Genomic DNA, 23,696 nt, shown 5'->3' with positions numbered 1-23,696 from the left:
ACTAATCAAGAGTTGGCGTTGCTGTTTTAGGAATGATCGCACCGCGATATTGAATCACTGTGCCTGCGACTTTGTGTCCCATTGCTGCTGAGTTAAACGCGTCACCACCGGTTAGGCGTTTCGCAAGATAACCGGCGCTGAATGAGTCACCTGCGGCTGTGGTATCAATCACGGAATTTACTGGTTTTGGCGCGACGTACTCTGCGCGACCTTCGCTGAGTACGAGACACTCTTTCGCGCCACGCTTAATGGCAATTTCGGTAACACCAGCTTGTTGAGTGCGCTCAATGCACTCTTCTAAGCATGTGTCGCCAAATAAGTCTTGGTCATCTTCGAACGTAAGAAGTGCGGTATCGGTGAATCTGAGCATCGCAAGGTAGGTGCGCTGAGCGGCCTCTCGGTTTGGCCATAGCTTTGGACGATAGTTGTTGTCAAAAAAAACGCTGCCGCCTTTGGCTTTGAATTTTTCTAGGAAGCTAAACAGGGTGTCACGTCCAGAGTCAGTCAAAATAGCCAAGGTAATGCCGCTTAAGTAAACCGCATCGTAATCCATTAGTGATTCCACTAGGGATTGGCTTTCTGGCTGATCAAATACAAATTTAGCTGCCGCGTCGCTGCGCCAGTAAAAGAAAGTGCGTTCACCGGTTTCATCTGTTTCGATGTGGTAAAGGCCTGGCATTTTGTCGTTTAGACGTAGTACTTGCTTAGTATCGATGCCTTCTTCCGACCACGTTGTTAGCATTTCAGTCGAGAAAGGGTCGTTACCTAGTGCAGTAATGTAGCTCACTGAAATGTTGTAATTTTCTGTCAAACGAGAAAGGTAAAGTGCAGTGTTTAAAGTATCACCACCGAAACTTTGCTTCAGTAGGTCTTTCTTGCGTTGTAGCTCAACCATGCATTCACCGATGATCGCTATTTTGTATTGGCTCATAGTCAAATATCCAGCTTGAGAGTTACTCGATTTATCAGTATTCACTGAGTTGATGTTTTATTAAATGTCTAACTTTAAAAGAGAAACTATTTGTTTCTATGTTTGTTGTGTTGCTAAGCCTAGAGCGTAGGCTTTGACCCAAGGGTGTCATGTTTACCATCCCCCGCTTCTTTATAGTAAATAATTTGCCAATTATATTTTATTTGAAACGCTGTTTCAATGTAATGAAACTTACCAGTATAACTTCAAGCCGTGGTAGTAATATTTCTACTTAACGCGACTAAGTGTGATTTAGGTCGAGTTTCATTGTTGCGTGTCATTGAGTCCTGTATAGAAGATGAAACTAATTGAACTAACCACGGTGAATGAATAGGTTTTGATGCAGAAGGGGAAGTATGGAACTCATTGATAGTGTTATTGTTGGCGGTTACTTTGCTTTTGTACTGTTCGCCGCTTTGGCTTTCAAGCGCTTTACTACAGATAGTTCGGGCTTCATCCGCGGTGGTGGAGCAATGATGTGGTGGATGGCGGGTGCTACTGCTTTTATGACACAGTTTTCTGCGTGGACCTTCACCGGAGCTGCTGCCAAGGCTTACGAGGATGGACTGACAGTGTTGTTCATTTTTTGGGGCAACGCTGTAGGATTTTTCGTGGCGGCTTCGTATTTTGCTGTCCGTTATCGCAAGATGCGCGTTGAGACGGCTATGGAAGCTATCAAGGTTCGGTTCGGACGTACATCTGAGCAAGTTTATACTTGGCTCTCGTTTCCTTTAACAATCATGTCAGCGGCGATATGGCTAAACGGTTTAGCGCTTTTCGCGGCCGCAGTTTTTAACATTGAACTTGTGGTTACGATCGTTGGTGTTGGCCTATTAGTAACCTTTATTGCCGCGAGCGGCGGCTCATGGACGGTGTCTGCAACCAATGTTATACAGTTAATTTTGTTGGTTGCAATTACCATGTCGATCGGAGGATTTGCGCTGCTGGACGTTGGTGGGGTAGTGCCCCTCATTGATAGCTATCCAACGGATAGTTATATGGGGGCGGACATTAGCTATTGGCAAGTGTTTTGGCTTTGGGTAGTGATGATGCTACTAAAGCAGACTATTAGCGCGAACAATGCACTTTCTTGCTATCGTTTTTTGGTGACCACGAATGAGCGAGAGGCTAGAAAAGCGGCACTGTTTGCTGGGGTTTTGTTTATATTCGGTCCAGTCATGTGGTTTATTCCTCCTTGGGTGACGGCCGCTATGGGAGTGGATCTTGTGGCGTATTATCCCAAGCTTGCGGAAAGTGCAAATAACGCGGCTTATGTCTACTACATTGATCATTTTCTACCTGTCGGCATGCTGGGTTTGGTCCTTGCTGCCATGCTTGCGGCCACAATCGCTCCTATGACAACGGCTTTAAATCGTAATGCGGGTATTTTTGTTCGAAATGTTTATCAATCGGTGTTTAATCCTACAACCACGGAACATAAACAATTGTCAGTAGGGAAGGTGGCAACCGTAGTTAATGGTTTGCTCTGTATCTTGGCGGCTTTACTATTTGCCTCAATTAAGGAATACAGTTTTTTCGATATCATGATGCTATTTGGCGCTCTGTTGCAAACGCCGTTGGCTATCCCATCTTTGCTGGCATTGGTTACGCTTAGAACTCCAGATTGGTCTGGCTGGGCGACTATTTGCGTAGGTTTAGCAGTGTCGTTCTTTATGCAGTTTGTGTTCAATGTGGATTGGTTACTGCCTTGGTTCGATGCCGATAGATTTACAAGTCGTGAGTCGGTTGATTTACTCGTTTCAATGACATTATTGGCGCATATTCTGATTACAGGTGGTTTTTTCATCTCTACACAATTGTTCTATCGAGAGTCTTCTGATGAGCGAGGCTCTGAAATCACGCAGCTAAAAGCTAATTTAGAAACACCTATTAGTCCGTTCGAAGAGGCTAAAGTGGATACACGACAAGGGGCTTATCTTGGGCGTATGTGTCAAATATTAGGCGTTCTTGTTGCATTAATCTCGATAACGACAGATTCGATGCCTGACGCTAGCGTGTTTGTTTTAATCGGTTTGGTTATTTTGTTGGCAGGGACTTATTTCTGTCGGTATGGGAATGTAAAGGCTACCTCGCCGGACCCCATAACAGATTAATTACGCTTTCCAGTCTGTGTGAATTACTGGCTTTATTTTTGTCGAATCTTGGTCGTTAAGCTTCGCGAACTATTGTTGACCGATCCCGACCGCTTTAATAGCCATACTTGCTACTCCTGTTCTCACTGGTTGTACTATTCGTTTGGCACAGCGACAAATAAATATTCAGACCGCATTTTGACAACATTGAACAAATACCACAAATGCATTATCGAAACCGTTTAGGTCATTGAAGAACTGCGCCTGTGGGCGAAAGAGATGCAAGAGGGCTCCGAACTTCTGGATAAGTTGAAGCTTTCCGTTGATGAGATAGCTTTCTATCGTGCTTTGGTTGAAAATGAGTATTCGGTTCGTGAGTTTGGTGACGATGCTTGGCGCAAAGTGGCTATTGAGCTAACTAAACAGGAAAGTGTTCCAGCGAGAATAAGTAATCTTGTTCGATGTTTGTTGTGTTGTTGGGTAAGTACCCAGCAGATGCGGCGTTAGTGGTAATTAAGCTTGTGCTAAAGCAAAGTGGAGGGCTGGTATCAGTCGCGACAAAGGCAAGCTTTACGTTGCATTTTGAATATTCACGTATTAGTAGGTCAATGCAAAACCTGATGGTTATATCTTTTAGTAAAAAGAATGTAATGAAAAAAGGATTGTTCAGATTTTATGATCTAACTGATGAATATCCCTCTGTGTGATCACAAAGCGATGCGGGAACATATTTTTGATCAAACTTTATTGTCAGATATTGAGCTTTCGTTCATGTAATCTAATACAGAAATGATCAAACTATAGGTATTAGCACTTTCTTAGAAAAGCTATATGCTTAGTTTTTTGATCAAACTTTAATGTCTACCGACAATAGATAATAAGAAGCCCATCCTGTGATGGGCTTTTTTATGTCTGTTACTTAACGATCAGTGTTAGAGCTAGCTGTAGCGTCATTAAGCGCTTAGTGCTTGCTCTAGGTCAGCCAAGATATCGTCAATGTGCTCGATACCTACTGATAGGCGAATCATCTCCGGTGATACACCGGCTTGTTTCTGTTCAGCTTCGCTTAGTTGACGGTGTGTCGTCGAAGCTGGGTGACAAGCGAGAGATTTCGCATCGCCAATGTTAACTAAGCGCTTGAAGATTTGCAGTGCATCATAGAAGCGAACACCGGCTTCATAACCGTCTTTTAAACCAAAAGATAGAATGGCCGATGGCTTACCTTGCATGTACTTTTCAGCGAGTGGATAGAATTCTGAATCAGGCAGGCCAGCGTAACTTACCCAACTGACTTTCTCGTGTTGCTTGAGGTATTCCGCTACTTTCAAGGCATTCTCTGTGTGTCGCTCCATGCGTAGCGACAACGTCTCCAAACCTTGCATCAACATGAAAGCATTCATTGGTGACAGTGCTGCACCTGTATTACGTAGGGGAACCGTTCTAGCACGACCAATAAACGCAGCCTCACCAAAGGCCTCGGTATAAACCACGCCATGATAAGAAGGCTCTGGCTGATTAAACACAGGGAAGCGGTCCTTGTGCTGTGCCCATGGGAATTTACCTGAGTCGACAATCACGCCACCTAACGTTGTACCGTGACCACCCACGTATTTAGTTAGTGAGTGCACCACGATGTCAGCACCAAAATCGATAGGTTTACACAGTACAGGCGTCGCCACCGTGTTATCAACAATCACAGGTACACCTTGTGCGTGAGCAAGTTCAGCAACACGCTCTAAGTCGATAATATTACCTGCTGGGTTACCGATACTTTCGCAGTAAACCGCCTTGGTTTTTTCGTCAATCAGTGCCGCTAAGCTTTCTGGTTTATCGTCTTTAGCAAAACGAACTTCGATCCCTTGGTTTGGCAGCATATGAGCAAATAGGGTGTAAGTACCACCGTAAAGCTGAGGTGTTGAAACAATGTTGTCACCGATTTGCGCCAACGTCTGAATCGCATAGTTGATCGCAGCACTGCCCGCACTTACCACTAAGCCTGCGATACCTCCTTCTAAGGCGGCCATGCGTTTTTCTAACACATCATTGGTTGGGTTCATTATGCGAGTGTAGATATTGCCTGGCACCGCAAGGTTGAAGAGGTCGGCGCCGTGTTGTGCGTCATCGAATTCGTACGCGACGGTTTGGTAGATTGGAGTGGCAACCGATTTGGTTGTTGGATCAGTGTCGTAACCGAAGTGAATCGAGAGTGTTTCGTCTTTCATGAGTCTTCCCTGAACTATTGAGCGATTTATGTACTCTCATATTGCCGATTTTTTTATAAAAGAAAAGTATGTTTAGTCACAGAGAGGCAATTGGTATTGTGTGCGGGATGATTCGTTTTTGGTTCGGAAGTGCAGGGTGTGATTGGTACTGAATCAGAAAAGCAAAAAGCCAGAGCAGCGTGAACTGTTCTGGCTTTTCTAATTTGGTGGCCCCTCCCAGATTTGAACTGGGGACCGAACGATTATGAGTCGTGCGCTCTAACCACTGAGCTAAGGGGCCGTAGGGCATAGATTATAGGGGAAGCATTCAGTGGTGTCTAGACACTATAAGGGGCAATTCCGCTTACATCTTAGCCACTTAAATCACACGGATAAAAAAAAGGTGAGCCAACGCTCACCTTTTCTTATTTATGCTTAAAAGCTAACCACACTAAAGTATGTGATTACTCGTCTAGGAAGCTACGCAGAGTTTCTGAGCGGCTTGGGTGACGAAGTTTACGCAGTGCTTTTGCTTCGATCTGACGGATACGTTCACGAGTTACGTCGAACTGCTTGCCCACTTCTTCAAGAGTGTGGTCAGTGTTCATGTCGATACCGAAACGCATACGTAGTACTTTAGCTTCACGAGGCGTTAGGCCAGCAAGAACGTCTTTAGTTGCGCCGCGTAGGCTTGTTGCCGTTGCAGAGTCTAAAGGTAGTTCCAGCGTTGTATCCTCGATGAAATCACCTAGGTGCGAATCTTCGTCGTCACCGATTGGTGTCTCCATTGAGATTGGCTCTTTAGCGATTTTCAGTACTTTACGGATTTTGTCTTCAGGCATTTGCATGCGTTCAGCCAGTTCTTCCGGAAGTGGTTCACGACCCATCTCTTGTAGCATTTGACGAGAGATACGGTTTAGTTTGTTGATCGTTTCGATCATGTGAACCGGAATACGGATAGTACGAGCTTGGTCGGCAATCGAACGAGTGATTGCTTGACGGATCCACCAAGTAGCGTAAGTAGAGAACTTGTAACCACGACGGTATTCAAACTTATCTACCGCTTTCATCAGACCGATGTTACCTTCTTGGATTAGATCCAGGAATTGTAGACCACGGTTTGTGTACTTCTTAGCAATCGAGATTACTAGACGTAAGTTCGCTTCAACCATCTCTTTCTTCGCACGACGAGCTTTCGCTTCACCGATAGACATGCGACGGCTGATATCTTTGATGCTTTGAACAGTAAGAGACGTTTCACGTTCGATCATATCCAGCTTTTGGATAGAGCGACGGATGTCGTGCTCGTTACGTTTAATCTTTTCTGCGTATGGCTTGTCTGAAGCAAGAACTTCATCCAACCATGCTTCGCTAGATTCGTTGCCAGTAAATAGAGCAATGAAAGATTTCTTCGGCATTTTGCCGTACTCAACCGTTTGACGCATGATTAGGCGTTCTTGAGTACGTACACGATCCATAGAGTTACGCAGTTCGTTTACTAGGAAATCAAACTGTTTTGGTGTTAGACGGAACTCTTTGAATACGTCTTGCATCATTGTCGTTGCAAGCATTGCTTTCGGGCTTTCATGGCCGTACTCGTTGATCGCTAGTTGACGATTCTGGTAGCTAGTACGAAGTGCTGTGAACTTCTCAAGAGCAAGTTCAGGATCGATACCTGTATCTTCTTCTTCCTCTTCCTCGTCGTCTTCTGCGTCTTCTTTGTCTTCGTCTTCCAGATCAGTTTCAGCAAGTTCTGAACCGATGTGAGTCGCTGTTGGCGCAGCTGTGCCATCGTCGTCTGGGTCAACAAAGCCATTGATTAGGTCTGTTAAGCGAATCTCTTCTGCTTGTACGCGGTCAAACTGTTCCAAGATGTATGGAATAGTGCCTGGGTACTCAGCAACCGATAGTTGAACTGTATTGATACCATCTTCAATACGCTTCGCAATGTCGATTTCGCCTTCACGAGTCAGTAGTTCAACTGTACCCATTTCACGCATGTACATACGAACTGGGTCAGTAGTACGGCCAATCTCGCTTTCTACGCTTGAAAGCGCAGCAGCTGCAGCTTCGGCTGCATCTTCATCTATATTGGCATCGTCATCATTAAGTGCTAGATCATCAGCATCAGGTGCAGTTTCAACTACCTTGATACCCATGTCGTTAATCATTTGAATGATGTCTTCTACCTGTTCAGAATCCACGATTTCTGCAGGTAGGTGGTCGTTTACTTCGGCGTAGGTCAGATAGCCTTGTTCCTTGCCTTTAATAACAAGTAATTTAAGCTGTGACTGCGGATTTTGATCCATAGATGATATCCAACTTCAGGTCTGGTGAAGGACGTTGCATTCTCAAATGCAAACCAATTATGTTAACAAATTTATTAAATGCTGACTAATCAAACAGGGTTACGCTTTTAGATCTAGCATTAAAGCTAGTAGCTCCCTTTTTTCTTCGGCTGATAAACCGACGCTTCTTGCTTTGGCCTGCAGGTTTTCAATTTGTTTTTCAACGCACTGGGCAAGTATATTGTCCAATGAGTCTAAAAATATGTCTTCTTGATTGTCTTCGTCGAGGGGGATTTCCCAGCTCGCGAGACGAGACAGAAGAGCCTCATGTTTGTTGTGTCGCCAATGCTCTAATAATTGGCCTGTGTTGATATGGGGATGCGCGTGGCATTTATCAAGTACTTCGACGAATAAACTTAGCCCAGGCAATTGTAAGCCTTTGACACTTGATAAATCCGGTACCATATCAGCATAGCTCGGATTTTGGATAAGCAAAGCGATAACTTCACGCATTGGAGTGCGCTTCAGCTCTTTATGCGGTTGAGGTGTCGGGTTCTGTGTATGAACACGCGCACGTCGCAATTGATTATCAAATCCAGTTCGCTCATCGAGCAGTTTTTCGAGTAATTCTTGGAAGTAACTGTCTGGAATTTTGTTAATCAAGGCGCTGGCGTGTGCACGCAGTGCTGATTTCCCTTCGGTTGTTCCCAAGTTTAACTTGTGTATTTCAATCAGGTTATCGAACAAATAGGTCGAAAGCGGCGTCGCATTGTGGACCAGTTGTTCAAAAGCGGCTTTGCCATGCTCTCTAATATAGCTGTCTGGGTCTTCACCGTCGGGCAAGAACAGAAACTTAAGCGTGTTACCGGTTTTGAGATACTCAAGTGCGTTTTCTAGTGCGCGCCACGCGGCTTCTTTACCTGCTCGGTCACCATCGTAACAACAAACCACAGTGCTGGTTTGACGGAACAACATTTGAACATGGTCGCCGGTTGTCGAGGTGCCCAGTGATGCTACTGAGTAATCGACACCATATTGCGCGAGTGCCACGACATCCATGTAACCTTCAACCACAAGTATTTGCGGCGGTTCACGGTAGGCTTGCAGCACTTCATAAAGGCCGTAAAGCTCTTTACCTTTATGGAAGATAGGCGTTTCTGGTGAGTTGAGGTATTTTGGTGTGCCGTCTTCTAATACACGACCACCAAAACCAATCACACGGCCACGACGATCACGAATTGGGAACATTACGCGTCCACGGAATCGGTCGTATCGGTTACCTTTATCGTTCTCAATTAGCATGCCGCCAGTCACGAGCATGTCTTGGGCTTCTTTCTGTTGGCCAAAGTTCTTACGAACTAAGTCCCACTCATCGGCCACATAACCAATACCAAACTTCTGGACGATCTCGCCCGAAAGGCCACGATTCTTTAGGTAATCAATCGCAGGTTTGTTGGCTGATATTTTCAGTTGAGAGCGGTAAAAATTACTGATGCCGCCCATCAAATCGTAGAGGTTACGTTTTTGTTCGCTGTTGGCTCTTGGTGCTGTTGATATCTCGCCGCTGCGCTGTTCTCTAGGAACGTCGAGGCCTAAGAAAGAGGCTAGCTCTTCAATAGCTTCAACAAAATCGAGGCGTTCGAACTCCATAATGAAGTCGATAGCATTACCGTGTACGCCACAACCAAAGCAGTGATAAAACTGTTTTTCTTGGCTTACGCTAAAAGAAGGGGTCTTTTCGTTGTGGAATGGGCAACAAGCACCATAGTTTTTGCCTTTTTTCTTAAGTTTCACGCGTGCGTCCACTATGTCGACAATGTCGAGACGCGCTAGGAGATCATCAATGAAACTACGCGGGATGTGTCCTGCCATAAAACCTTAGAAAAATGCACTAACTGAGAGTGTGGATAATAATAGTTTGAATAGGTTACAGATACAAACAAGCCGTGCGTTCCGAAGGATTGCACGGCTTGTTGCAATTTGATTTGGGATTAAGCGAGTTTAGAACGAACTAAACCACTAACTTTACCCATATCTGCACGCCCTTGAATTTGTGGTTTCAAGATAGCCATTACTTTACCCATGTCTTGCATGCCCGCTGGTTGAGCTTCGGCGATTGCGCTATCAAGTAGTGCAATAACTTCTTCATCAGTTAGCGGTTGAGGCATAAAGCCTTCAAGTACCGTAATTTCTGCTTTTTCCACGTCAGCAAGATCTTGACGATTTGCTGATTCATATTGAGCAACAGAATCGCGACGTTGCTTAACCATTTTAACTAATACAGCAAGAATGTCGTCGTCGTTCAGAGTGATCCGTTCGTCAACTTCACGTTGCTTAATTGCTGAAAGAGCTAAGCGGATAGTGCCAAGGCGCGGTTTGTCCTTGGCTTTCATCGCTAATTTTTGCTCTTCTTTGAGTTGTTCAATAAGAGCCATAACTCAGTCCTTATGGATTAAGTTATTAGTACAGGCGAACGCGACGTGCGTTTTCGCGAGCTAGCTTCTTAGCGTGACGCTTTTGAGCTGCTGCTTTAGCGCGTTTGCGAACTGTAGTTGGCTTTTCGTAGTGCTCGCGACGGCGAACTTCAGAAAGGATACCTGCTTTTTCACAAGAGCGCTTGAAACGACGTAGTGCAACGTCGAACGGTTCGTTTTCACGTACTTTAACTATTGGCATATGCCTTTCACCTCAGGGGTTATTCATTATCGCTGGCTACTCAGTACCAAATCAGAGAAGTTACCCATCGAGCTAACTCTCTATTCGCGTTTGGCCATTAACCAGCTTGATCAAAAATGGTGCGGAATTTTAATCCGATCACAGTGGCTTTGTAAAGCACTTTGTCGATTATAGTCTGTACAATATTTGTTTGAAGAGCTTAGGCAGGGTAATATTGCGCTAATTTCCCATTTTAGACGAAAGCGTGCCGAGAAAATTATGCGCATTATTGGTATTGAAACCTCTTGTGATGAAACAGGAATCGCGATTTATGATGATGAGCAAGGGCTGCTTTCTCATCAATTATATAGCCAAGTAAAGCTGCACGCCGATTACGGTGGTGTGGTACCTGAGCTAGCTTCACGTGACCACGTGAAAAAAACAATTCCTCTTATTAAAGCGGCATTAGCTGAAGCGAACCTAACGTCGAAAGACATTGATGGTGTGGCTTACACGGCTGGCCCTGGTTTAGTGGGTGCACTGCTGGTTGGTGCAACGATTGGTCGCAGTATTGCTTATGCGTGGGGAGTGCCTGCAGTGCCTGTTCACCATATGGAAGGTCACCTTCTTGCGCCAATGCTAGAAGATAACCCACCACCATTCCCATTTGTGGCTCTGCTGGTTTCTGGCGGCCATACCATGATGGTAGAAGTGAAAGGCATTGGTGAATACCGAATCCTTGGTGAATCGATTGATGATGCAGCGGGTGAAGCGTTTGATAAAACCGCGAAACTGATGGGCTTAGATTACCCTGGTGGTCCACTGTTATCTCGTTTGGCGGAAAAAGGCACTCCGGGTCGTTTTAAGTTCCCGCGTCCAATGACCGATCGTCCGGGTCTAGATATGAGCTTTTCTGGTTTGAAGACGTTCGCAGCGAATACCATTCGCGATAACGATAATGATGACCAAACTCGCGCTGATATCGCTTATGCATTCCAAGAAGCTGTTTGTGCAACCTTAGTAATCAAGTGTAAGCGAGCCTTGGTTGAAACGGGCATGAAACGTATAGTGATTGCTGGCGGTGTAAGTGCCAACAAACAACTGCGTGTTGAGCTTGAAGCTCTTGCTAAGAAAGTCGGTGGTGAGGTGTACTACCCACGCACAGAATTCTGTACAGATAATGGTGCGATGATCGCTTATGCGGGTATGCAGCGCTTGAAGAATGGCGAAACGGCTGATTTGTCTGTTCATGCCACTCCGCGTTGGCCTATTGACCAGCTAGAGCCAATTGCGTAATTGAATATAGTGTTTCGATAAACGGTCGCCTTGTGCGGCCGTTTTTATATCTTAGCTTACCGACTGTATGTCGATAAATAATTGCTGATAGAGATTAGGGAAGAAGATGAACAAGTTCACAGTAGACAATCAATCGATGGCGTACCTAGATGAAGGTCAAGGCCCTGTTGTTGTATTAGGCCACAGCTACCTTTGGGATAGTGCCATGTGGAAGCCACAGATTGAGGCGTTGAAAACTCAGTACCGTTGTATTGTGCCTGAGCTTTGGTCTCATGGTGAATCTCAAGCTGCACCAGCTTCGATGCGTAACTTGAAAGATTACGCTCAGCACGTCTTGGCTCTGCTTGATCATTTAGAGATCGATGAATTCTCAGTGGTAGGTTTATCGGTTGGCGGTATGTGGGGAACGGAGCTTGCGGAGTTAGCACCTGCTCGAATCAAGTCATTGGTATTAATGGATACCTTTGTGGGTTTAGAGCCAGAAGTTGCACACGCTAAATACTTCCACATGTTAGACACCATCACTCAAACTAAGATGGTTCCTCAACCGATTGTTGAAGCTGTGGTTCCACTGTTCTTCGCAAACGATGCTCAAACCCACACGCCAGCTTTAGTGGAAGGTTTTACTCAGCAGTTATCTGAACTTAAGGGTGATAAAGCGGAAGAAGTGGCGCGCATCGGTCGAATGGTCTTTGGACGTCGTGATATGATCGAATCAGTAGAGAACTTCGCGCTACCTGTGTTGATTGCGGTAGGACAAGAAGACAAACCACGTCCGGTACTTGAGTCATACCTAATGCACGATTGCATTACGGGCAGTGAATTAGTGGTAATTCCTAGCGCAGGTCATATTAGCTCGTTAGAGCAACCAGAGTTTGTGAACACAATGCTGAAGACGTTTTTAGATAAACATCTGCTGTAAGCTTTAAATACTGAATACTATGGTTCGGCTTAGACGTGACAGTTTAAGCCGATTTTTTTTGTCCGAGTTTTGGTTCGCTGCCATCGAGTAGGCGGCGGATATTCTGGTGGTGACGTAACACGATCAAACAGCACAGCATGGCTACTGGCAATGTGTATTGAGGTTTGACTAACCAAGCGTAGAAAGGGGCAAGTAGCACAGTAACCAGTGCCGCTAAAGAAGAGTAACGAAACAAAAACGCCACAACTAACCAAGTCGCCATGATCATACCGGTTAGATCGAATCCTATTGGGGCGATAGCACCCAGTGCGGTTGCGACGCCTTTACCACCTTTAAAGTGGAAGAAGATCGGATACATATGGCCAAGACACGCCGCAATTGCCACAACCCCAAGAATGATTGGGTCGATCTTGAGGTAGTAGCCAAGCCAGACAGGGGTAGTGCCTTTCAGCATGTCACACAGGAGGACTGCTGCAGCTGCGCCTTTACCGCCAACGCGCAGTACATTAGTGGCACCAGGGTTATTGGAGCCCACCGTTCTTGGATCAGGAAGCCTTAAGACTCGACATATCAAGACCGCACTAGAGATTGAACCTAGCAAATAGGCTGCAATGATCATGATTAGTGCCAATGGGGTCATGTCTTTCCTTAAACGGTTATAAGCCTAACGATGGGAAAATAATGCTCAATCCAAGAGTAATTGATATCATATCTCGAATTACGCAAATAATACGTTTTTTTCCCCAATATGGGTATCCGACCTCTAAAAGGACAAGTCATGGCACTGGATAAAGTTTTCATTGAACAGCTAGAAGTAATTACAACGATCGGTGTTTACGATTGGGAACAAGAGATTAAACAAAAACTTGTGCTTGATATTGAAATGGCTCATGACAACCGCCCTGCAGGTAAGAGTGATGATGTGGTTGATGCTTTGGATTACTCGACTGTGAGTACTGCCGTGCTTGACCACATTGCGAATGGCCGATTCCTGCTAGTGGAGCGTGTGGCTGAAGAAGTCGCTGAATTGATCATGACTCAATTCTCTGTGCCTTGGATCAAAATCCGCTTGGCTAAACCGGGCGCAGTACCACAAGCAAAAGCTGTTGGCGTGATCATCGAACGAGGCCGAGCATGACAGTAGCCTATGTTGGTGTTGGCACGAACATAGACCGCGACAAGCATGCAAGGGTGGCATGGACAGAGCTTCAATCGTTAGGGACTAACCTTAAATGCTCTAAAATCTATCACTGTGAGCCCGTGGGTTTTAATAGCCATCCGTTTTATAACTTTGTGATAGAGCTCGACACGTCACTCTCATTGACTGAATTTTCACAGCAGCTGCGTAAAATTGAGTTTAAATGGGGTCGCTCTCAAGATGCGCACAAACTTCAAGATCGAAACCTCGATCTTGATATTGTGCTGTTTGGAGAGGTGGTTTCTGAGCGCGAACCAGAATTACCACGCAGTGATATCTACAAATATCCTTTTGTAACACAACCGCTTTATGATCTTTGTCCTGCGAGAGTGATCCCGCAAGACGGAAGAACCGTCAGTGAAATATGGCAGAAGATGCAGCAATTAGACTCGCTCTCTGTCGTAGATATAAAACTATAATTTTTAAGGTAAGTAATGAGTTATTTTGAAGCGTTTATGTTGGCGTTGGTGCAAGGCTTTACTGAGTTTTTACCTATTTCCAGTTCTGCACACTTAATCCTTCCTTCTGCTGTTTTAGGTTGGGAAGATCAAGGTTTGGCTTTTGATGTTGCTGTCCATGTCGGTACTTTGGCCGCGGTAGTGATCTATTTCCGTAAAGAAGTGGTCTCTCTGTTGAGCGCATTCTTTGGTTCAGTGTTTAAAGGCGATCGCAGCAAGGAAGCGAAGTTAGCGTGGATGATCATTCTCGCGACGATTCCAGCGTGTATCTTTGGTTTGTTGATAAAAGATATTGTTGAGCTTTACTTACGCAGTGCGTGGGTGATCGCAACCACAACGATTATCTTTGGTTTGTTGTTATGGTGGGTGGATAAGAACTCAAGCTTGCGTGATGACGAATACCAAGCAGGTTGGAAAAAGGCGCTGTTTATAGGCCTTGCTCAAGCAATGGCAATCATTCCTGGTACCTCTCGTTCAGGCGCTACGATTACGGCAGCACTTTACCTTGGCTTTACTCGTGAAGCGGCAGCTCGATTCTCTTTCTTGATGTCTATCCCAATCATCACTCTGGCTGGTGGTTACTTGGGTCTGAAGTTAGTGACCAGTGGTGACCCAATCCATGCTGGCACTTTGCTAACGGGAATCGTGGTTTCTTTCATTAGTGCTTATATCTGTATTCACTTCTTCTTGAAGCTTATCTCTCGTATGGGTATGACACCGTTTGTTATCTACCGCCTGATTCTAGGTTTTGGTCTATTTGCTTTCTTGATGATGCAGTAGCGCTCGACTTTCGAAGACAAATGTTTCTTCTTACAGATTGAAACGGAAAAACCCGCTAGTCGCGGGTTTTTTAATGCGTGCTTACTAACGGAATGAAGACTAATTATCAGTGAGTTCTGATAACGCGTTTTCGATGGCCGCTGCTCTGCGCTTCTCTTGTTCTTCTCGAATATCTTTACCTTTAAAACCATCGGCAATGATTGCTTTGACTTCAACTTGAAGTGCCGCTTTATAGGCTGCTTCAAAACGAGCCTTTTGAGGGTAAGGCTGATCTTGTAACCCTTTACGGCCAGCGTGGTCAGCTTGGCAGCAAAGCAAGATGTCGTTAAGTCGATCTGGTTTGCGCCAAACATCGAACTTGTTGAGAACTTTAAGGAAGGTGGTTGGCTTTAACTCACCTGCACGATGGATATTAGAATGCTGCTCGCACACTAACAGCGCAAGATCTCTGAACTCATTAGGTACTCTGACTCGTTCACATAGCTTTTTGATGATCTTAACACCTGTATGGCAGTGCATTTTGTGGCTTGGCCATTCACTTTTAGGTGTAACGCCTTTACCTAAGTCATGCACTTGAGCAGCAAAGCGTACTGGTAACGATGGGCTTAATAGCGCAGCTTGTTGAGCAACCATCAGTGTGTGAATCCCGGTGTCGATTTCAGGGTGCCATTTTTCAGGTTGAGGGACACCAAATAGAGCGTCAATCTCTGGCAAAACAACCGCTAATGCACCACACTCTTTCAACACTGAAAGGAACACTTCTGGATGTGGCGTACTAAGTGATTTGTGCCACTCTTGCCAAACTCGTTCGGCTGTAAGGTGTGCCAGTTCTCCTGATTCAACGATTGTCGCCATCATGGTCATGGTTTCAGGTGCAATCGTAAAGTTTAGGTGGTGAAGCTTGGCAGCGAAACGGGCAACACGCAGCACACGAAGCGGATCTTCAACAAAGGCATCGGATACGTGTCTAAGAATACGATCGGAGAGATCTTGTTGGCCATGGTAAGGATCGTGAAGGTTGCCTGCATCATCTTGTGCGATGGCGTTAATGGTTAGATCTCGGCGCATCAGATCTTCTTCCAAACCCACGTCTGGAGCGAAGTAACATTCGAAGCCTGTGTAACCAGAGCCTGATTTTCTCTCGGTGCGAGCCAGTGCGTGCTCTTCCTTGGTTTTTGGATGCAGGAATACCGGGAAGTCTTTACCCACCGCAGTGAAGCCAAGGCTTTCCATCTGTTGAGGCGTACTGCCGACCACGACCCAATCTTTATCATAGCTATCAATATTGAGTAGCTTATCGCGCACTGCCCCACCGACTAGATAGCGCTGTAGCCCATTCTCTTCTGGTAGGCTATCGTATATTTGCAACTTATCACCTCGAAATGTTTTATCACTGCTGGACTTTACGGCAAGCAATGGTACTTTCCATTAATCGTAATTATAGGGCAGCACATGTATAAGGAATATTTTGGCTTCGTTGAGATGCCATTTTCGATTGTACCAAATTCTCGCTATTTGTTTTTGAGTCAACGCCATCAAGAAGCGATGCAGAACCTACAAGCCGGTTTAGGCGAAGGTGGGGGCTTTGCAATGCTCACTGGTGAGGTGGGTACAGGGAAAACAACGGTTGCTAAGGCGATGTTGTCTTCTTTGGATCGTCATACTCAGGCTGGCCTTATACTTAACCCTACGTTTTCCAATACGGATTTACTTGAAGCTATCTGCGATGAGTTTGAGGTCGAGTATCCAGAACAAGCATCCTTGAAGCAGCTGAGTCAGGCGATTTACTACTTCTTATTGGATAGCCATGCAGAGGGCATTCAAACCTTATTGGTGATAGACGAAGCTCAGCACCTTGCTGCCGATGTGTTGGAGCAGCTTCGCCTTTTAACTAATTTGGAAACCGACAGTCGTAAGCTATTAAAAGTATTGTTGGTTGGTCAACCTGAATTACAACAGCATTTGCAGACTACACAACTGCGTCAATTGGCGCAGCGTATTACAGGGCGTTATCATTTATTGCCTCTCAATATTGAAGAGACCGGTAAGTACATCGCGTTTCGTCTGGAGACGGCAGGTGGCGAGCAGATGTTGTTCTCGAATCGCTCCGTTAAGCTGATCGCCCAATATACTCATGGTATTCCAAGGCTCATTAACTTGGTGTGCGACAAGGCCCTACAGTTAGCTTTTCATGATGGAGAGCTAACACCGAGCAATGAAACGGTCAATAAAGCCTGCCAGCAGGTGATGGCGTTTCAAGCCGAGGTTTACCATGTCGATAAACCTCGCGCAGCGAGCGCGATACCAAAGCTCGTTCAGTACGCTGGTGCAGCCACCTTGAGTGTCGCACTTGCGATGGCAACTTTTAACTTTGCCCCAACGTACATAGATTCATGGTTAACAACCGAGCCTTCAAATGAAGCCCAAACAGTAAGCTCAGCCAAGATGCAGCGGTCGTTAGTGGTGGATATGCCTAAGGCTGTTGCTGAGCCAGAAACAGACAAGTTCGCGCTGCCACCACATATTCAACAACACTTGATGCAAGGGACTAACCGCTCGCTGGCTATCAAGGATTTATACACCCTTTGGGGATACCAGTCTTCATTGCGAGACGGTTTATGCCTAAGCGAGCCGCAAAGTGTTTTCGTATGTGAACAGCAACAATCTAGCTTGGATGACTTACTTGAGTTAGGCGTTCCTGTGGTGTTGAACTTAGACATAGAACAAGAATCTGTGTTTGCGGTGCTTTATGGCGTATCACAAGATTCTGTCGAACTACTGGTTAACGAAAAACTCTTAGTCATGCCGAAGCAATCTCTAGAGCAGATCTGGCAGGGTGATTATGTCGCGATTTGGAAACAGCCGCTGCGAGAGACGCTGAAAGAGGGTTACCAAGGTGAAGCTGTGGCTTTGCTTGATTTGTTGCTTTCTGAGGTGTTGGGAGAGGTTGTGTCTGGTAGTGATGTATTTGATTACGAATTAAAAATGAAGGTTGAAGCGTTTCAAACTTGGCAAAGTATGTCGGTCGACGGCATCGCAGGTCAACGAACATTAGCAAGGTTGCAAAGATTAGCTCAGCTTGATTCTCCGAAGTTGATGTCATTAAGTGGAGGGGCAAGCTAATGTCACGCATTATGCACGAGCTGAATCAGTCTTCGGTTACACAATCATCTATCAATAAACCTAGCTTTAAAGGCTACCAAAATCATCATGTGCCGAACTCGGCAAAGGGCATCAGTAACAAACGTGGTTCGTCGTTAGCCATGGGGTTACTTCTTTTGCTTGTGCCTTCTTTGTTGGTAGGCGGTACCTTGGTTTATCAATCATACAATCAACATCAAACTGCGCCTCAGCTATTATCCGCGATGCTTCCTAATACACAAACACAGCCAGTTATTGAATCTCAAATTTCTGATGTGGATACTGCAGACTTGAATGCTGTGGAAGAGGTTAAAGATGACCCCTTGTTTGTGGTTCGTCCTGCGCCAGTTAGCCAAACTTTGAAAGCTCTGCCACGTCAAGAGATGTATGCACAGGTTGACTCTGAAAGTACAAATGTCGCAGGCGGATCTATTGTGCCTTTGGCTAGCTCAGAGAGCAGTGCTCGAGCGTCAGAGGAATCAGAACTGTCACTGGCTCAGCCTGAGGTTCAGCCTGGTGTCAGCAATAAAAACACTGCTCTGCAATCGGACAGTGATCTGCTGCAAGGGCTAGACCTCAGTGAGTTGCCACCTGATTTGGCATTGAAGCTTGAATCCATTATGGGGGAGCAACAAAGCACTCCTGAGCCGATGGACTCTAGACCCGCAGGGCAAAGAGGCTCTCAGGTTATTGAGTTGGAAACGCACACCAATAGCTTATCAGGAGTCCTTCCTAAGTTAGACCTACAAACTCATATGTACTCGAGCAGCGAGACCAAACGTTGGGTAAAAGTGAACGGCCAAGAAGTGGCGCAAGGAGATTGGATTGGACAAGACATTCAATTACTAGAGATTAAGCCACAATCAGTGATCATAGAGTTCAATCAACAGAAGATAGAAATCCCGGCTCTGTACGAGTGGAAAGGTTAGCGATTTCTATACGTATTTAGATAACAGACAAATAAAAAGGAGCACCTCGGTGCTCCTTTTTGATCTTCGATACTGAATTTACTGTACCTAATACAAGCGTTACGTCTACGCCCAACCGTTTGGTGATTTTCTGCGACGAGGCATGATGTGTGGCAGAACAAGGCCTAGAAGTAGACCAATACCCGCAACACCACCACCGTACATGAAGTACTTCAATAGTAGGTCGTCTTTTTGAGTGTCTAGCTTAGCGCGCAGTTCACGGTTCTCTGTTTGAGAACTCGTTAGCTGTTGGCTAATTTCACTGTAGTTCTGTTCTAGTTCAGCAATCTGCTTGTTACGAGAATCTAGAGAGCTTGCTAGGCCAGCTTTTTCGCTGTCAGCACTCTGACGAGCATTCGCTAGCTTGCCTTTAACTTCCGTCAGCTCTTTCTCTAGCTTAGGCATACGCAGTGCCATGCTTTCTTGAGTGCTTACAAACTTGCTTTCAACCCAACCTTTACGGCCACGGTTGTCTTGAATTTGGGTGTAACCCGTACTCTTGTTAGTTTGTAGGAATGTAATCTTTTCACCAGCATCAACACTACCGATGATACGGAATGTGTTGTTTGGGCCAGAATGCATATAAGTAAATAGTTTGTCAGCAATATAACGGTCTTGTGCAAAGGCAGCTGGAGCCGCAAGCATTGCGAACAAAACTAAGCTAATCAGTTTTTTCACAGTAAATCCCTTAACGATTCAAATTGGGTAGGCGTATGAGTCAGCCTCAATCAGCAAATAATATTTAGTTTCTTTATGCGGTGCAACAAAGAAGGGAGGCAAAGCCTCCCTTTCTGTGCGTTTGAGTCAATAATGACATGGCATTTACATATCGTTACTGAAGCTCACACTGTTCTGACGCTAGTATTCACTAACGCAGTCGCGATTACATAGTAAACGCAGCTTGAATTCCGTAGAAGAACACAACAGCAAGTAGAGCACCTGCAGGTAGTGTCACAATCCAAGAAGCCACGATATTACGTACAACGCCTAAGTTTAGTGCTGCGATACCACGAGCAAAACCAACACCTAAAACAGCACCAACGAGTGTTTGTGTAGTAGAGATTGGAAGGCCAGTACCTGAAGCTAGTACAACCGTACATGCAGTTGCAAGTTGTGCAGCAAAGCCACGGCTTGGTGTTAGTTCTGTAATACCAGTACCAACGGTTGCCATTACTTTATGACCCATTGTTGCAAGACCAACAACGATACCGAATCCACCTAGAGGAAGAATCCACCATGCGATAGTACTCTTACCTGTGATTTCACCCATGTGCTCAACGGTTGATACAACAGCAGACAGTGGACCAATCGCGTTCGCAACGTCGTTTGAACCGTGTGCAAATGCCATCGCACAAGCTGTGATAACCATGAGTACAGAGAAGATGCCTTCAACACCTGCAAAGCCGTGGTCTTCTTCGCGGTTAGCGAATTTCTTCTGGATGTATAGGTAACCGCCGATCATTACAAGCGCAGAAACGCCAGCAGCCCAAACCCATGCTTCAGTGTTGCTTAGGTGAAGACCAACGTGCTTAAGGCCTTTCTTGATGGTTACAAGTGCAATTACCATTGTTGTAATGAACATGTATACCGGTACAAAGCGTTTCGCGTTAAATAGCGGGTTCTCTGTATCAAAAATCAGTCGTTGAGCACTTACAAATATGACGTAAGCGAAGAAACCGGAAATAACCGGTGTGATAATCCAACTGCCCACAATGCCTTGAACGCTGTTCCAGTCTACCGCTTCAGTACCTACAGACACACAAGCGAAGCCGATGATTGCACCGATGATTGAGTGAGTCGTAGAAACCGGCCAGCCCATGTAAGAAGCGAGAAGTAGCCATGTACCCGCAGCAAGAAGTGCTGACATCATGCCGTACACAAGTACATCTGGTTGATGAGCGAATAGAGACGTTTCGATAACACCTTTACGGATCGTGTCTGTTACTTCGCCGCCCGCAAGGTAAGCACCTGCGAATTCAAAGATCATTGCGATAATGATCGCTTGTTTAACGGTTAAAGCTTTAGAGCCTACTGAGGTGCCCATTGCGTTCGCAACGTCATTTGCACCAATACCAATAGCCATCAAGAAACCGAAAGCTGCTGCAACAATAATCAGGACAGTGCCGTAGTTAGCAAGGATATCCATCGTAATACCTAGTTGTTTGATAACAAGCGGAACAAATTTAGACGCAAAAAACCGCTCAGCGAGAGGAATACTCAGCGCATAAGTGGTTTGTTCAAAAAATGCTCTTCGTTATATGGTTAACGTATGATTTAAGATCGAGAAAGCATTACTTCAAGACGAGCGCCTACACGCTGTGCTTGATCTGCAATACCACCAACCCATTCAAGAATTTTGTATAAGAACATGATATCAACTGGATTCAGATCGCCTTCAATTGCCATTAGTTGTTGGCGTAGTTCGATCTGCATCGCATCCGTGTCATCTTCAATTACATCTAATTGATGAATCATTTCGGCAACGAGTGTTACTTCACGGCCTTTAAAGCCAGTCTCAAGTAATTCGTCTAATTCATTGATTACGTTTTGTGCTTGGTTCGCTGCATCTAGACAACGTTTAACGTAAGCGATGAAGTTTTCTTGCATAGGAGCAGGAATGACAAGTTGACGACCATATACACGGCCAGCAATGTCTTTCGCTAGGTTTGCGAGTTTGTCTTGTTGCGTTAATAGCTCCAACATATCGGTGCGATCAACTGGCATAAACAAACCACGAGGAAGTTTAAGGCGAATTTCACGTTTTAGTACGTCAGCTTCTTTCTCAAGGTGAGAAATTTGAGCTCGAATTTCTGATGCTTTTTCCCAGTCACCTTTTGAAGAAACTTCAAAGAAATTAACTAGGTGAGAACAACATTCGTTCACGCATACTACGTGACGCTGCAAAGGTTTAATTGGGGACTTTGCAAATAACCCCATAATTGTATTTACTGGCATGGTCATCCAACCTAATAAATAATAACCTTAAAACAACATACACCATATTCATGGTGAAATGTTAAGCGATGGCTACAAAGTCGCGCATGTTAACCTAATCAATCTCTCATTAAAACTGTTTTAGATCATCATAAGGGCGATATTTCTGACTTGCCGACTTTTCAAATTGGCAATATCCTGTCCCTATCTTCACAGAAAGGTATAACTATGGAAACCGAGATAGAACTGAAGTTTTTTGTTTCTCCTGAATTTTCAGAGACTTTACGCAATAAAATTGCTGAAACTAAAGTACTTCAGCACAGTTGTCGTGAGCTAGGTAACATCTACTTTGACACCGCTGACAACTGGCTACGTAAGCACGATACAGGCTTACGCATTCGACGCTTTGATGACGTATTTGTACAAACCGTAAAGACTGCTGGTCGTGTGGTTGCTGGCCTGCATCAAAGGCCTGAATACAATGCTGAACACGACAGCAACGAACCTAAGTTAGCCCTGCACCCAGAGGATATCTGGCCAGCAGGTAAAGACATCGAAACGTTGCAAGCTGAGCTGACTCCTCTGTTCTCTACCAACTTCACGCGTGAGCAGTGGTTGATTGGTATGCCTGATGGTAGCCAAGTCGAGGTCGCATTCGATCAAGGCTTTGTTGAATCAGGCGACCTGCAAGAACCGATTTGCGAAGTCGAATTGGAACTTAAATCCGGTCAAACGGATGCGCTATTTACATTGTCTCGCCAATTCTGCGAACAAGGTGGCATGCGTTTGGGTAACCTAAGTAAAGCAGCTAAGGGTTACCGCCTTGCTCAAGGTTATCAAGGAGATGAAGTCACTCCTTTGACCTTAGTTGATACTGACAAAAGTGATACCGTTGAATCGTGTTTCATTCAATCTTTAGAGCATGCTCTCGCTCATTGGCACTATCACGAACAGATTTTCACTGAGCGTCAATCGATTGAAGCGCTACATGAGATCAGTCATTCACTGAGCTTTATCCGCCAGACTTTCACCATTTATGGTGGCATTGTCCCTAGACGTGCGAGTGCTATTTTACGTCAAGAGTTGAAGTGGCTTGAGCAAGAGCTCGACTGGCTGAAAAGCTATGATCACTTCGAAGACTTGCTGGAAGATAAAGGCCATGTACTACGTAAACTCGATGCGCGTAAGTTCTTAGTCGCTGAGCTTAAAGAGATGCAAGAGCAACTGCCAGATCGTGAAGATCTGCTTACCTTGCTGAGCTCTGCTCGTTACACCGGTTTATTGTTAGATTTGAGCCGTTGGATCTTGTCTCGTGGCTGGCAGCCTTTCTTAGATGAGAAAGCGCGTGAGCAAATGGGTCGTGGTATCGAATGGTTTTCCGTGCAGCAACTCGATCGCACATGGGCAGACTTGATGGAAGCTTTCCCGCCAGAGCGAGTGATGACCAGCCAAGCGTATATTGATCAGCAATACCGTTTGATGCGCAATCTATACTCTGGTGTGGGTTTTGCGAGCTTGTATGACGATGAAGAGCGTAACAGCTTCCGTTTGCCATGGGCTGACATGGTACAAGGTATTGATGATTTGCTGGCACTTAAAACATTAGAGCCGTTAACTGAGAAGTTAGAAGGCGATGAGAAAGTTCAGCTAGAGCGTTGGTTGGCTCGCCAAGAAGTGTCTATTCTGCATGCGATGGAGCAGACACGACAAATCAGCGTTGAGGTTGAGCCATACTGGCAAGACTAAACTCAATACCGATATCAGTATAAGTATGAATTTGAAAATAGGGCTT

Annotated in this window: 20 protein-coding genes, 1 tRNA gene and 1 pseudogene; 10 read left to right on the top strand and 12 right to left on the bottom strand. The window is 45.2% G+C overall.

The genetic code is table 11. From position 1 onward, the window contains the following. Position 1 precedes the first annotated feature (1 nt). On the bottom strand, positions 2-931 hold the full coding sequence (locus F0229_RS04655) for a sugar kinase (RefSeq protein WP_171732347.1): 930 nt from the start codon (positions 929-931) through the stop codon (positions 2-4). 395 nt (positions 932-1,326) lie between these two features. Between F0229_RS04655 and F0229_RS04650 the strand changes: the two genes are divergently transcribed. Then, entirely contained in the window at positions 1,327-3,084 is a 1,758-nt protein-coding gene (locus tag F0229_RS04650; protein WP_171732346.1) for a transporter, read from the top strand. A gap of 159 nt (positions 3,085-3,243) precedes the next feature. After that, positions 3,244-3,599 (top strand): annotated as a pseudogene (locus F0229_RS21845) (type I restriction enzyme endonuclease domain-containing protein); the annotation flags it as partial. 417 nt (positions 3,600-4,016) lie between these two features. On the opposite strand, the gene F0229_RS04640 reads toward F0229_RS21845, so the two are convergent. From F0229_RS04640 to rpsU, 6 genes are all read right to left on the bottom strand, one after another. Next, positions 4,017-5,285, bottom strand: a complete 1,269-nt coding sequence (locus F0229_RS04640) for an O-acetylhomoserine aminocarboxypropyltransferase/cysteine synthase family protein (protein WP_017061406.1) — start codon at positions 5,283-5,285, stop codon at positions 4,017-4,019. A gap of 204 nt (positions 5,286-5,489) precedes the next feature. Further along, positions 5,490-5,565 (bottom strand) — tRNA-Ile (locus tag F0229_RS04635). 163 nt (positions 5,566-5,728) lie between these two features. After that, a complete protein-coding gene (rpoD, locus tag F0229_RS04630) occupies positions 5,729-7,573 on the bottom strand; it encodes an RNA polymerase sigma factor RpoD (RefSeq protein ID WP_017069473.1) in 1,845 nt (614 codons plus the stop codon). Between the two features lie 99 nt (positions 7,574-7,672). Then, positions 7,673-9,424: a DNA primase gene (gene dnaG / locus F0229_RS04625; protein ID WP_017069474.1), complete on the bottom strand. Its 1,752-nt coding sequence runs from the start codon at positions 9,422-9,424 to the stop codon at positions 7,673-7,675. Positions 9,425-9,543: 119 nt separating this feature from the next. Next, complete coding sequence (locus F0229_RS04620; RefSeq protein ID WP_017069475.1) at positions 9,544-9,987, bottom strand: GatB/YqeY domain-containing protein; 444 nt, start codon at positions 9,985-9,987, stop codon at positions 9,544-9,546. A gap of 25 nt (positions 9,988-10,012) precedes the next feature. Continuing rightward, positions 10,013-10,228, bottom strand: coding sequence for a 30S ribosomal protein S21 (gene rpsU, locus F0229_RS04615; RefSeq protein WP_004396009.1), 216 nt, complete (start codon positions 10,226-10,228; stop codon positions 10,013-10,015). Between the two features lie 258 nt (positions 10,229-10,486). Here rpsU and tsaD point away from each other — a divergent pair, with 258 nt between their 5' ends. Further along, positions 10,487-11,503 (top strand): tRNA (adenosine(37)-N6)-threonylcarbamoyltransferase complex transferase subunit TsaD, encoded by a 1,017-nt coding sequence (gene tsaD / locus F0229_RS04610; protein ID WP_017061410.1) that lies wholly within the window; start codon positions 10,487-10,489, stop codon positions 11,501-11,503. 106 nt (positions 11,504-11,609) lie between these two features. Then, positions 11,610-12,425, top strand: coding sequence for an alpha/beta fold hydrolase (locus F0229_RS04605; RefSeq protein WP_171732345.1), 816 nt, complete (start codon positions 11,610-11,612; stop codon positions 12,423-12,425). Between the two features lie 43 nt (positions 12,426-12,468). Here F0229_RS04605 and plsY read toward each other — a convergent pair whose 3' ends face one another. Next, entirely contained in the window at positions 12,469-13,065 is a 597-nt protein-coding gene (plsY, locus tag F0229_RS04600; protein WP_171732344.1) for a glycerol-3-phosphate 1-O-acyltransferase PlsY, read from the bottom strand. Positions 13,066-13,203: 138 nt separating this feature from the next. Between plsY and folB the strand changes: the two genes are divergently transcribed. Genes folB through F0229_RS04585 form a run of 3 tightly spaced genes read left to right on the top strand, consistent with a single transcriptional unit; the run spans position 13,204 to position 14,861 of the window. Next, positions 13,204-13,563, top strand: a complete 360-nt coding sequence (gene folB, locus F0229_RS04595; protein WP_055319014.1) for a dihydroneopterin aldolase — start codon at positions 13,204-13,206, stop codon at positions 13,561-13,563. Further along, complete coding sequence (gene folK / locus F0229_RS04590) at positions 13,560-14,042, top strand: 2-amino-4-hydroxy-6-hydroxymethyldihydropteridine diphosphokinase (protein ID WP_171732343.1); 483 nt, start codon at positions 13,560-13,562, stop codon at positions 14,040-14,042. Before folB ends, folK begins: the two co-directional genes overlap by 4 nt. A gap of 15 nt (positions 14,043-14,057) precedes the next feature. After that, the gene (locus F0229_RS04585) at positions 14,058-14,861 is read left to right on the top strand and encodes an undecaprenyl-diphosphate phosphatase (protein WP_171732342.1); all 804 of its coding nucleotides are present in this window, start codon (positions 14,058-14,060) and stop codon (positions 14,859-14,861) included. Positions 14,862-14,960: 99 nt separating this feature from the next. Here F0229_RS04585 and F0229_RS04580 read toward each other — a convergent pair whose 3' ends face one another. After that, complete coding sequence (locus F0229_RS04580) at positions 14,961-16,277, bottom strand: multifunctional CCA addition/repair protein (protein WP_171732341.1); 1,317 nt, start codon at positions 16,275-16,277, stop codon at positions 14,961-14,963. Between the two features lie 36 nt (positions 16,278-16,313). Here F0229_RS04580 and F0229_RS04575 point away from each other — a divergent pair, with 36 nt between their 5' ends. Together F0229_RS04575 and F0229_RS04570 are read left to right on the top strand one after the other, a co-directional pair. Next, positions 16,314-17,984, top strand: a complete 1,671-nt coding sequence (locus F0229_RS04575) for an ExeA family protein (RefSeq protein WP_171732340.1) — start codon at positions 16,314-16,316, stop codon at positions 17,982-17,984. Continuing rightward, on the top strand, positions 17,984-18,931 hold the full coding sequence (locus F0229_RS04570; protein WP_171732339.1) for a general secretion pathway protein GspB: 948 nt from the start codon (positions 17,984-17,986) through the stop codon (positions 18,929-18,931). Before F0229_RS04575 ends, F0229_RS04570 begins: the two co-directional genes overlap by 1 nt. 105 nt (positions 18,932-19,036) lie before the next feature. Here F0229_RS04570 and F0229_RS04565 read toward each other — a convergent pair whose 3' ends face one another. The 3 genes from F0229_RS04565 to F0229_RS04555 all read right to left on the bottom strand — a co-directional run bounded on the left by F0229_RS04565 (position 19,037) and on the right by F0229_RS04555 (position 21,925). Further along, positions 19,037-19,648 (bottom strand): TIGR04211 family SH3 domain-containing protein, encoded by a 612-nt coding sequence (locus F0229_RS04565; protein WP_017062917.1) that lies wholly within the window; start codon positions 19,646-19,648, stop codon positions 19,037-19,039. A 205-nt stretch (positions 19,649-19,853) separates the two neighbouring features. Next, a complete protein-coding gene (locus F0229_RS04560; protein WP_017062916.1) occupies positions 19,854-21,116 on the bottom strand; it encodes an inorganic phosphate transporter in 1,263 nt (420 codons plus the stop codon). 128 nt (positions 21,117-21,244) lie between these two features. Next, positions 21,245-21,925, bottom strand: coding sequence for a TIGR00153 family protein (locus tag F0229_RS04555; protein ID WP_010434644.1), 681 nt, complete (start codon positions 21,923-21,925; stop codon positions 21,245-21,247). Positions 21,926-22,132: 207 nt separating this feature from the next. Here F0229_RS04555 and F0229_RS04550 point away from each other — a divergent pair, with 207 nt between their 5' ends. Then, positions 22,133-23,650 carry an inorganic triphosphatase gene (locus F0229_RS04550; RefSeq protein ID WP_171732338.1) on the top strand — a complete coding sequence of 506 codons (1,518 nt, stop codon included), beginning with the start codon at positions 22,133-22,135 and terminating at the stop codon, positions 23,648-23,650. Positions 23,651-23,696 lie beyond the last annotated feature (46 nt).

Source organism: Vibrio sp. AIC-3, from assembly GCF_013114515.1.
In the GTDB taxonomy this organism is placed as follows: Bacteria; Pseudomonadota; Gammaproteobacteria; order Enterobacterales; family Vibrionaceae; genus Vibrio; species Vibrio crassostreae_C.
Note: the sequence above shows the minus strand (reverse complement) of the source record. Positions and strands in the feature narration are given on the sequence as shown.

What these genes read in the sequence shown, in the direction of transcription:
- F0229_RS04655 (WP_171732347.1), bottom strand. Translation starts at nt 931, where the DNA reads ATGAGCCAATACAAAATAGCGATCATCGGTGAATGCATGGTTGAGCTA.
- F0229_RS04650 (WP_171732346.1), top strand. Translation starts at nt 1,327, where the DNA reads ATGGAACTCATTGATAGTGTTATTGTTGGCGGTTACTTTGCTTTTGTA.
- F0229_RS04640 (WP_017061406.1), bottom strand. Translation starts at nt 5,285, where the DNA reads ATGAAAGACGAAACACTCTCGATTCACTTCGGTTACGACACTGATCCA.
- rpoD (WP_017069473.1), bottom strand. Translation starts at nt 7,573, where the DNA reads ATGGATCAAAATCCGCAGTCACAGCTTAAATTACTTGTTATTAAAGGC.
- dnaG (WP_017069474.1), bottom strand. Translation starts at nt 9,424, where the DNA reads ATGGCAGGACACATCCCGCGTAGTTTCATTGATGATCTCCTAGCGCGT.
- F0229_RS04620 (WP_017069475.1), bottom strand. Translation starts at nt 9,987, where the DNA reads ATGGCTCTTATTGAACAACTCAAAGAAGAGCAAAAATTAGCGATGAAA.
- rpsU (WP_004396009.1), bottom strand. Translation starts at nt 10,228, where the DNA reads ATGCCAATAGTTAAAGTACGTGAAAACGAACCGTTCGACGTTGCACTA.
- tsaD (WP_017061410.1), top strand. Translation starts at nt 10,487, where the DNA reads ATGCGCATTATTGGTATTGAAACCTCTTGTGATGAAACAGGAATCGCG.
- F0229_RS04605 (WP_171732345.1), top strand. Translation starts at nt 11,610, where the DNA reads ATGAACAAGTTCACAGTAGACAATCAATCGATGGCGTACCTAGATGAA.
- plsY (WP_171732344.1), bottom strand. Translation starts at nt 13,065, where the DNA reads ATGACCCCATTGGCACTAATCATGATCATTGCAGCCTATTTGCTAGGT.
- folB (WP_055319014.1), top strand. Translation starts at nt 13,204, where the DNA reads ATGGCACTGGATAAAGTTTTCATTGAACAGCTAGAAGTAATTACAACG.
- folK (WP_171732343.1), top strand. Translation starts at nt 13,560, where the DNA reads ATGACAGTAGCCTATGTTGGTGTTGGCACGAACATAGACCGCGACAAG.
- F0229_RS04585 (WP_171732342.1), top strand. Translation starts at nt 14,058, where the DNA reads ATGAGTTATTTTGAAGCGTTTATGTTGGCGTTGGTGCAAGGCTTTACT.
- F0229_RS04575 (WP_171732340.1), top strand. Translation starts at nt 16,314, where the DNA reads ATGTATAAGGAATATTTTGGCTTCGTTGAGATGCCATTTTCGATTGTA.
- F0229_RS04570 (WP_171732339.1), top strand. Translation starts at nt 17,984, where the DNA reads ATGTCACGCATTATGCACGAGCTGAATCAGTCTTCGGTTACACAATCA.
- F0229_RS04560 (WP_017062916.1), bottom strand. Translation starts at nt 21,116, where the DNA reads ATGGATATCCTTGCTAACTACGGCACTGTCCTGATTATTGTTGCAGCA.
- F0229_RS04555 (WP_010434644.1), bottom strand. Translation starts at nt 21,925, where the DNA reads ATGCCAGTAAATACAATTATGGGGTTATTTGCAAAGTCCCCAATTAAA.
- F0229_RS04550 (WP_171732338.1), top strand. Translation starts at nt 22,133, where the DNA reads ATGGAAACCGAGATAGAACTGAAGTTTTTTGTTTCTCCTGAATTTTCA.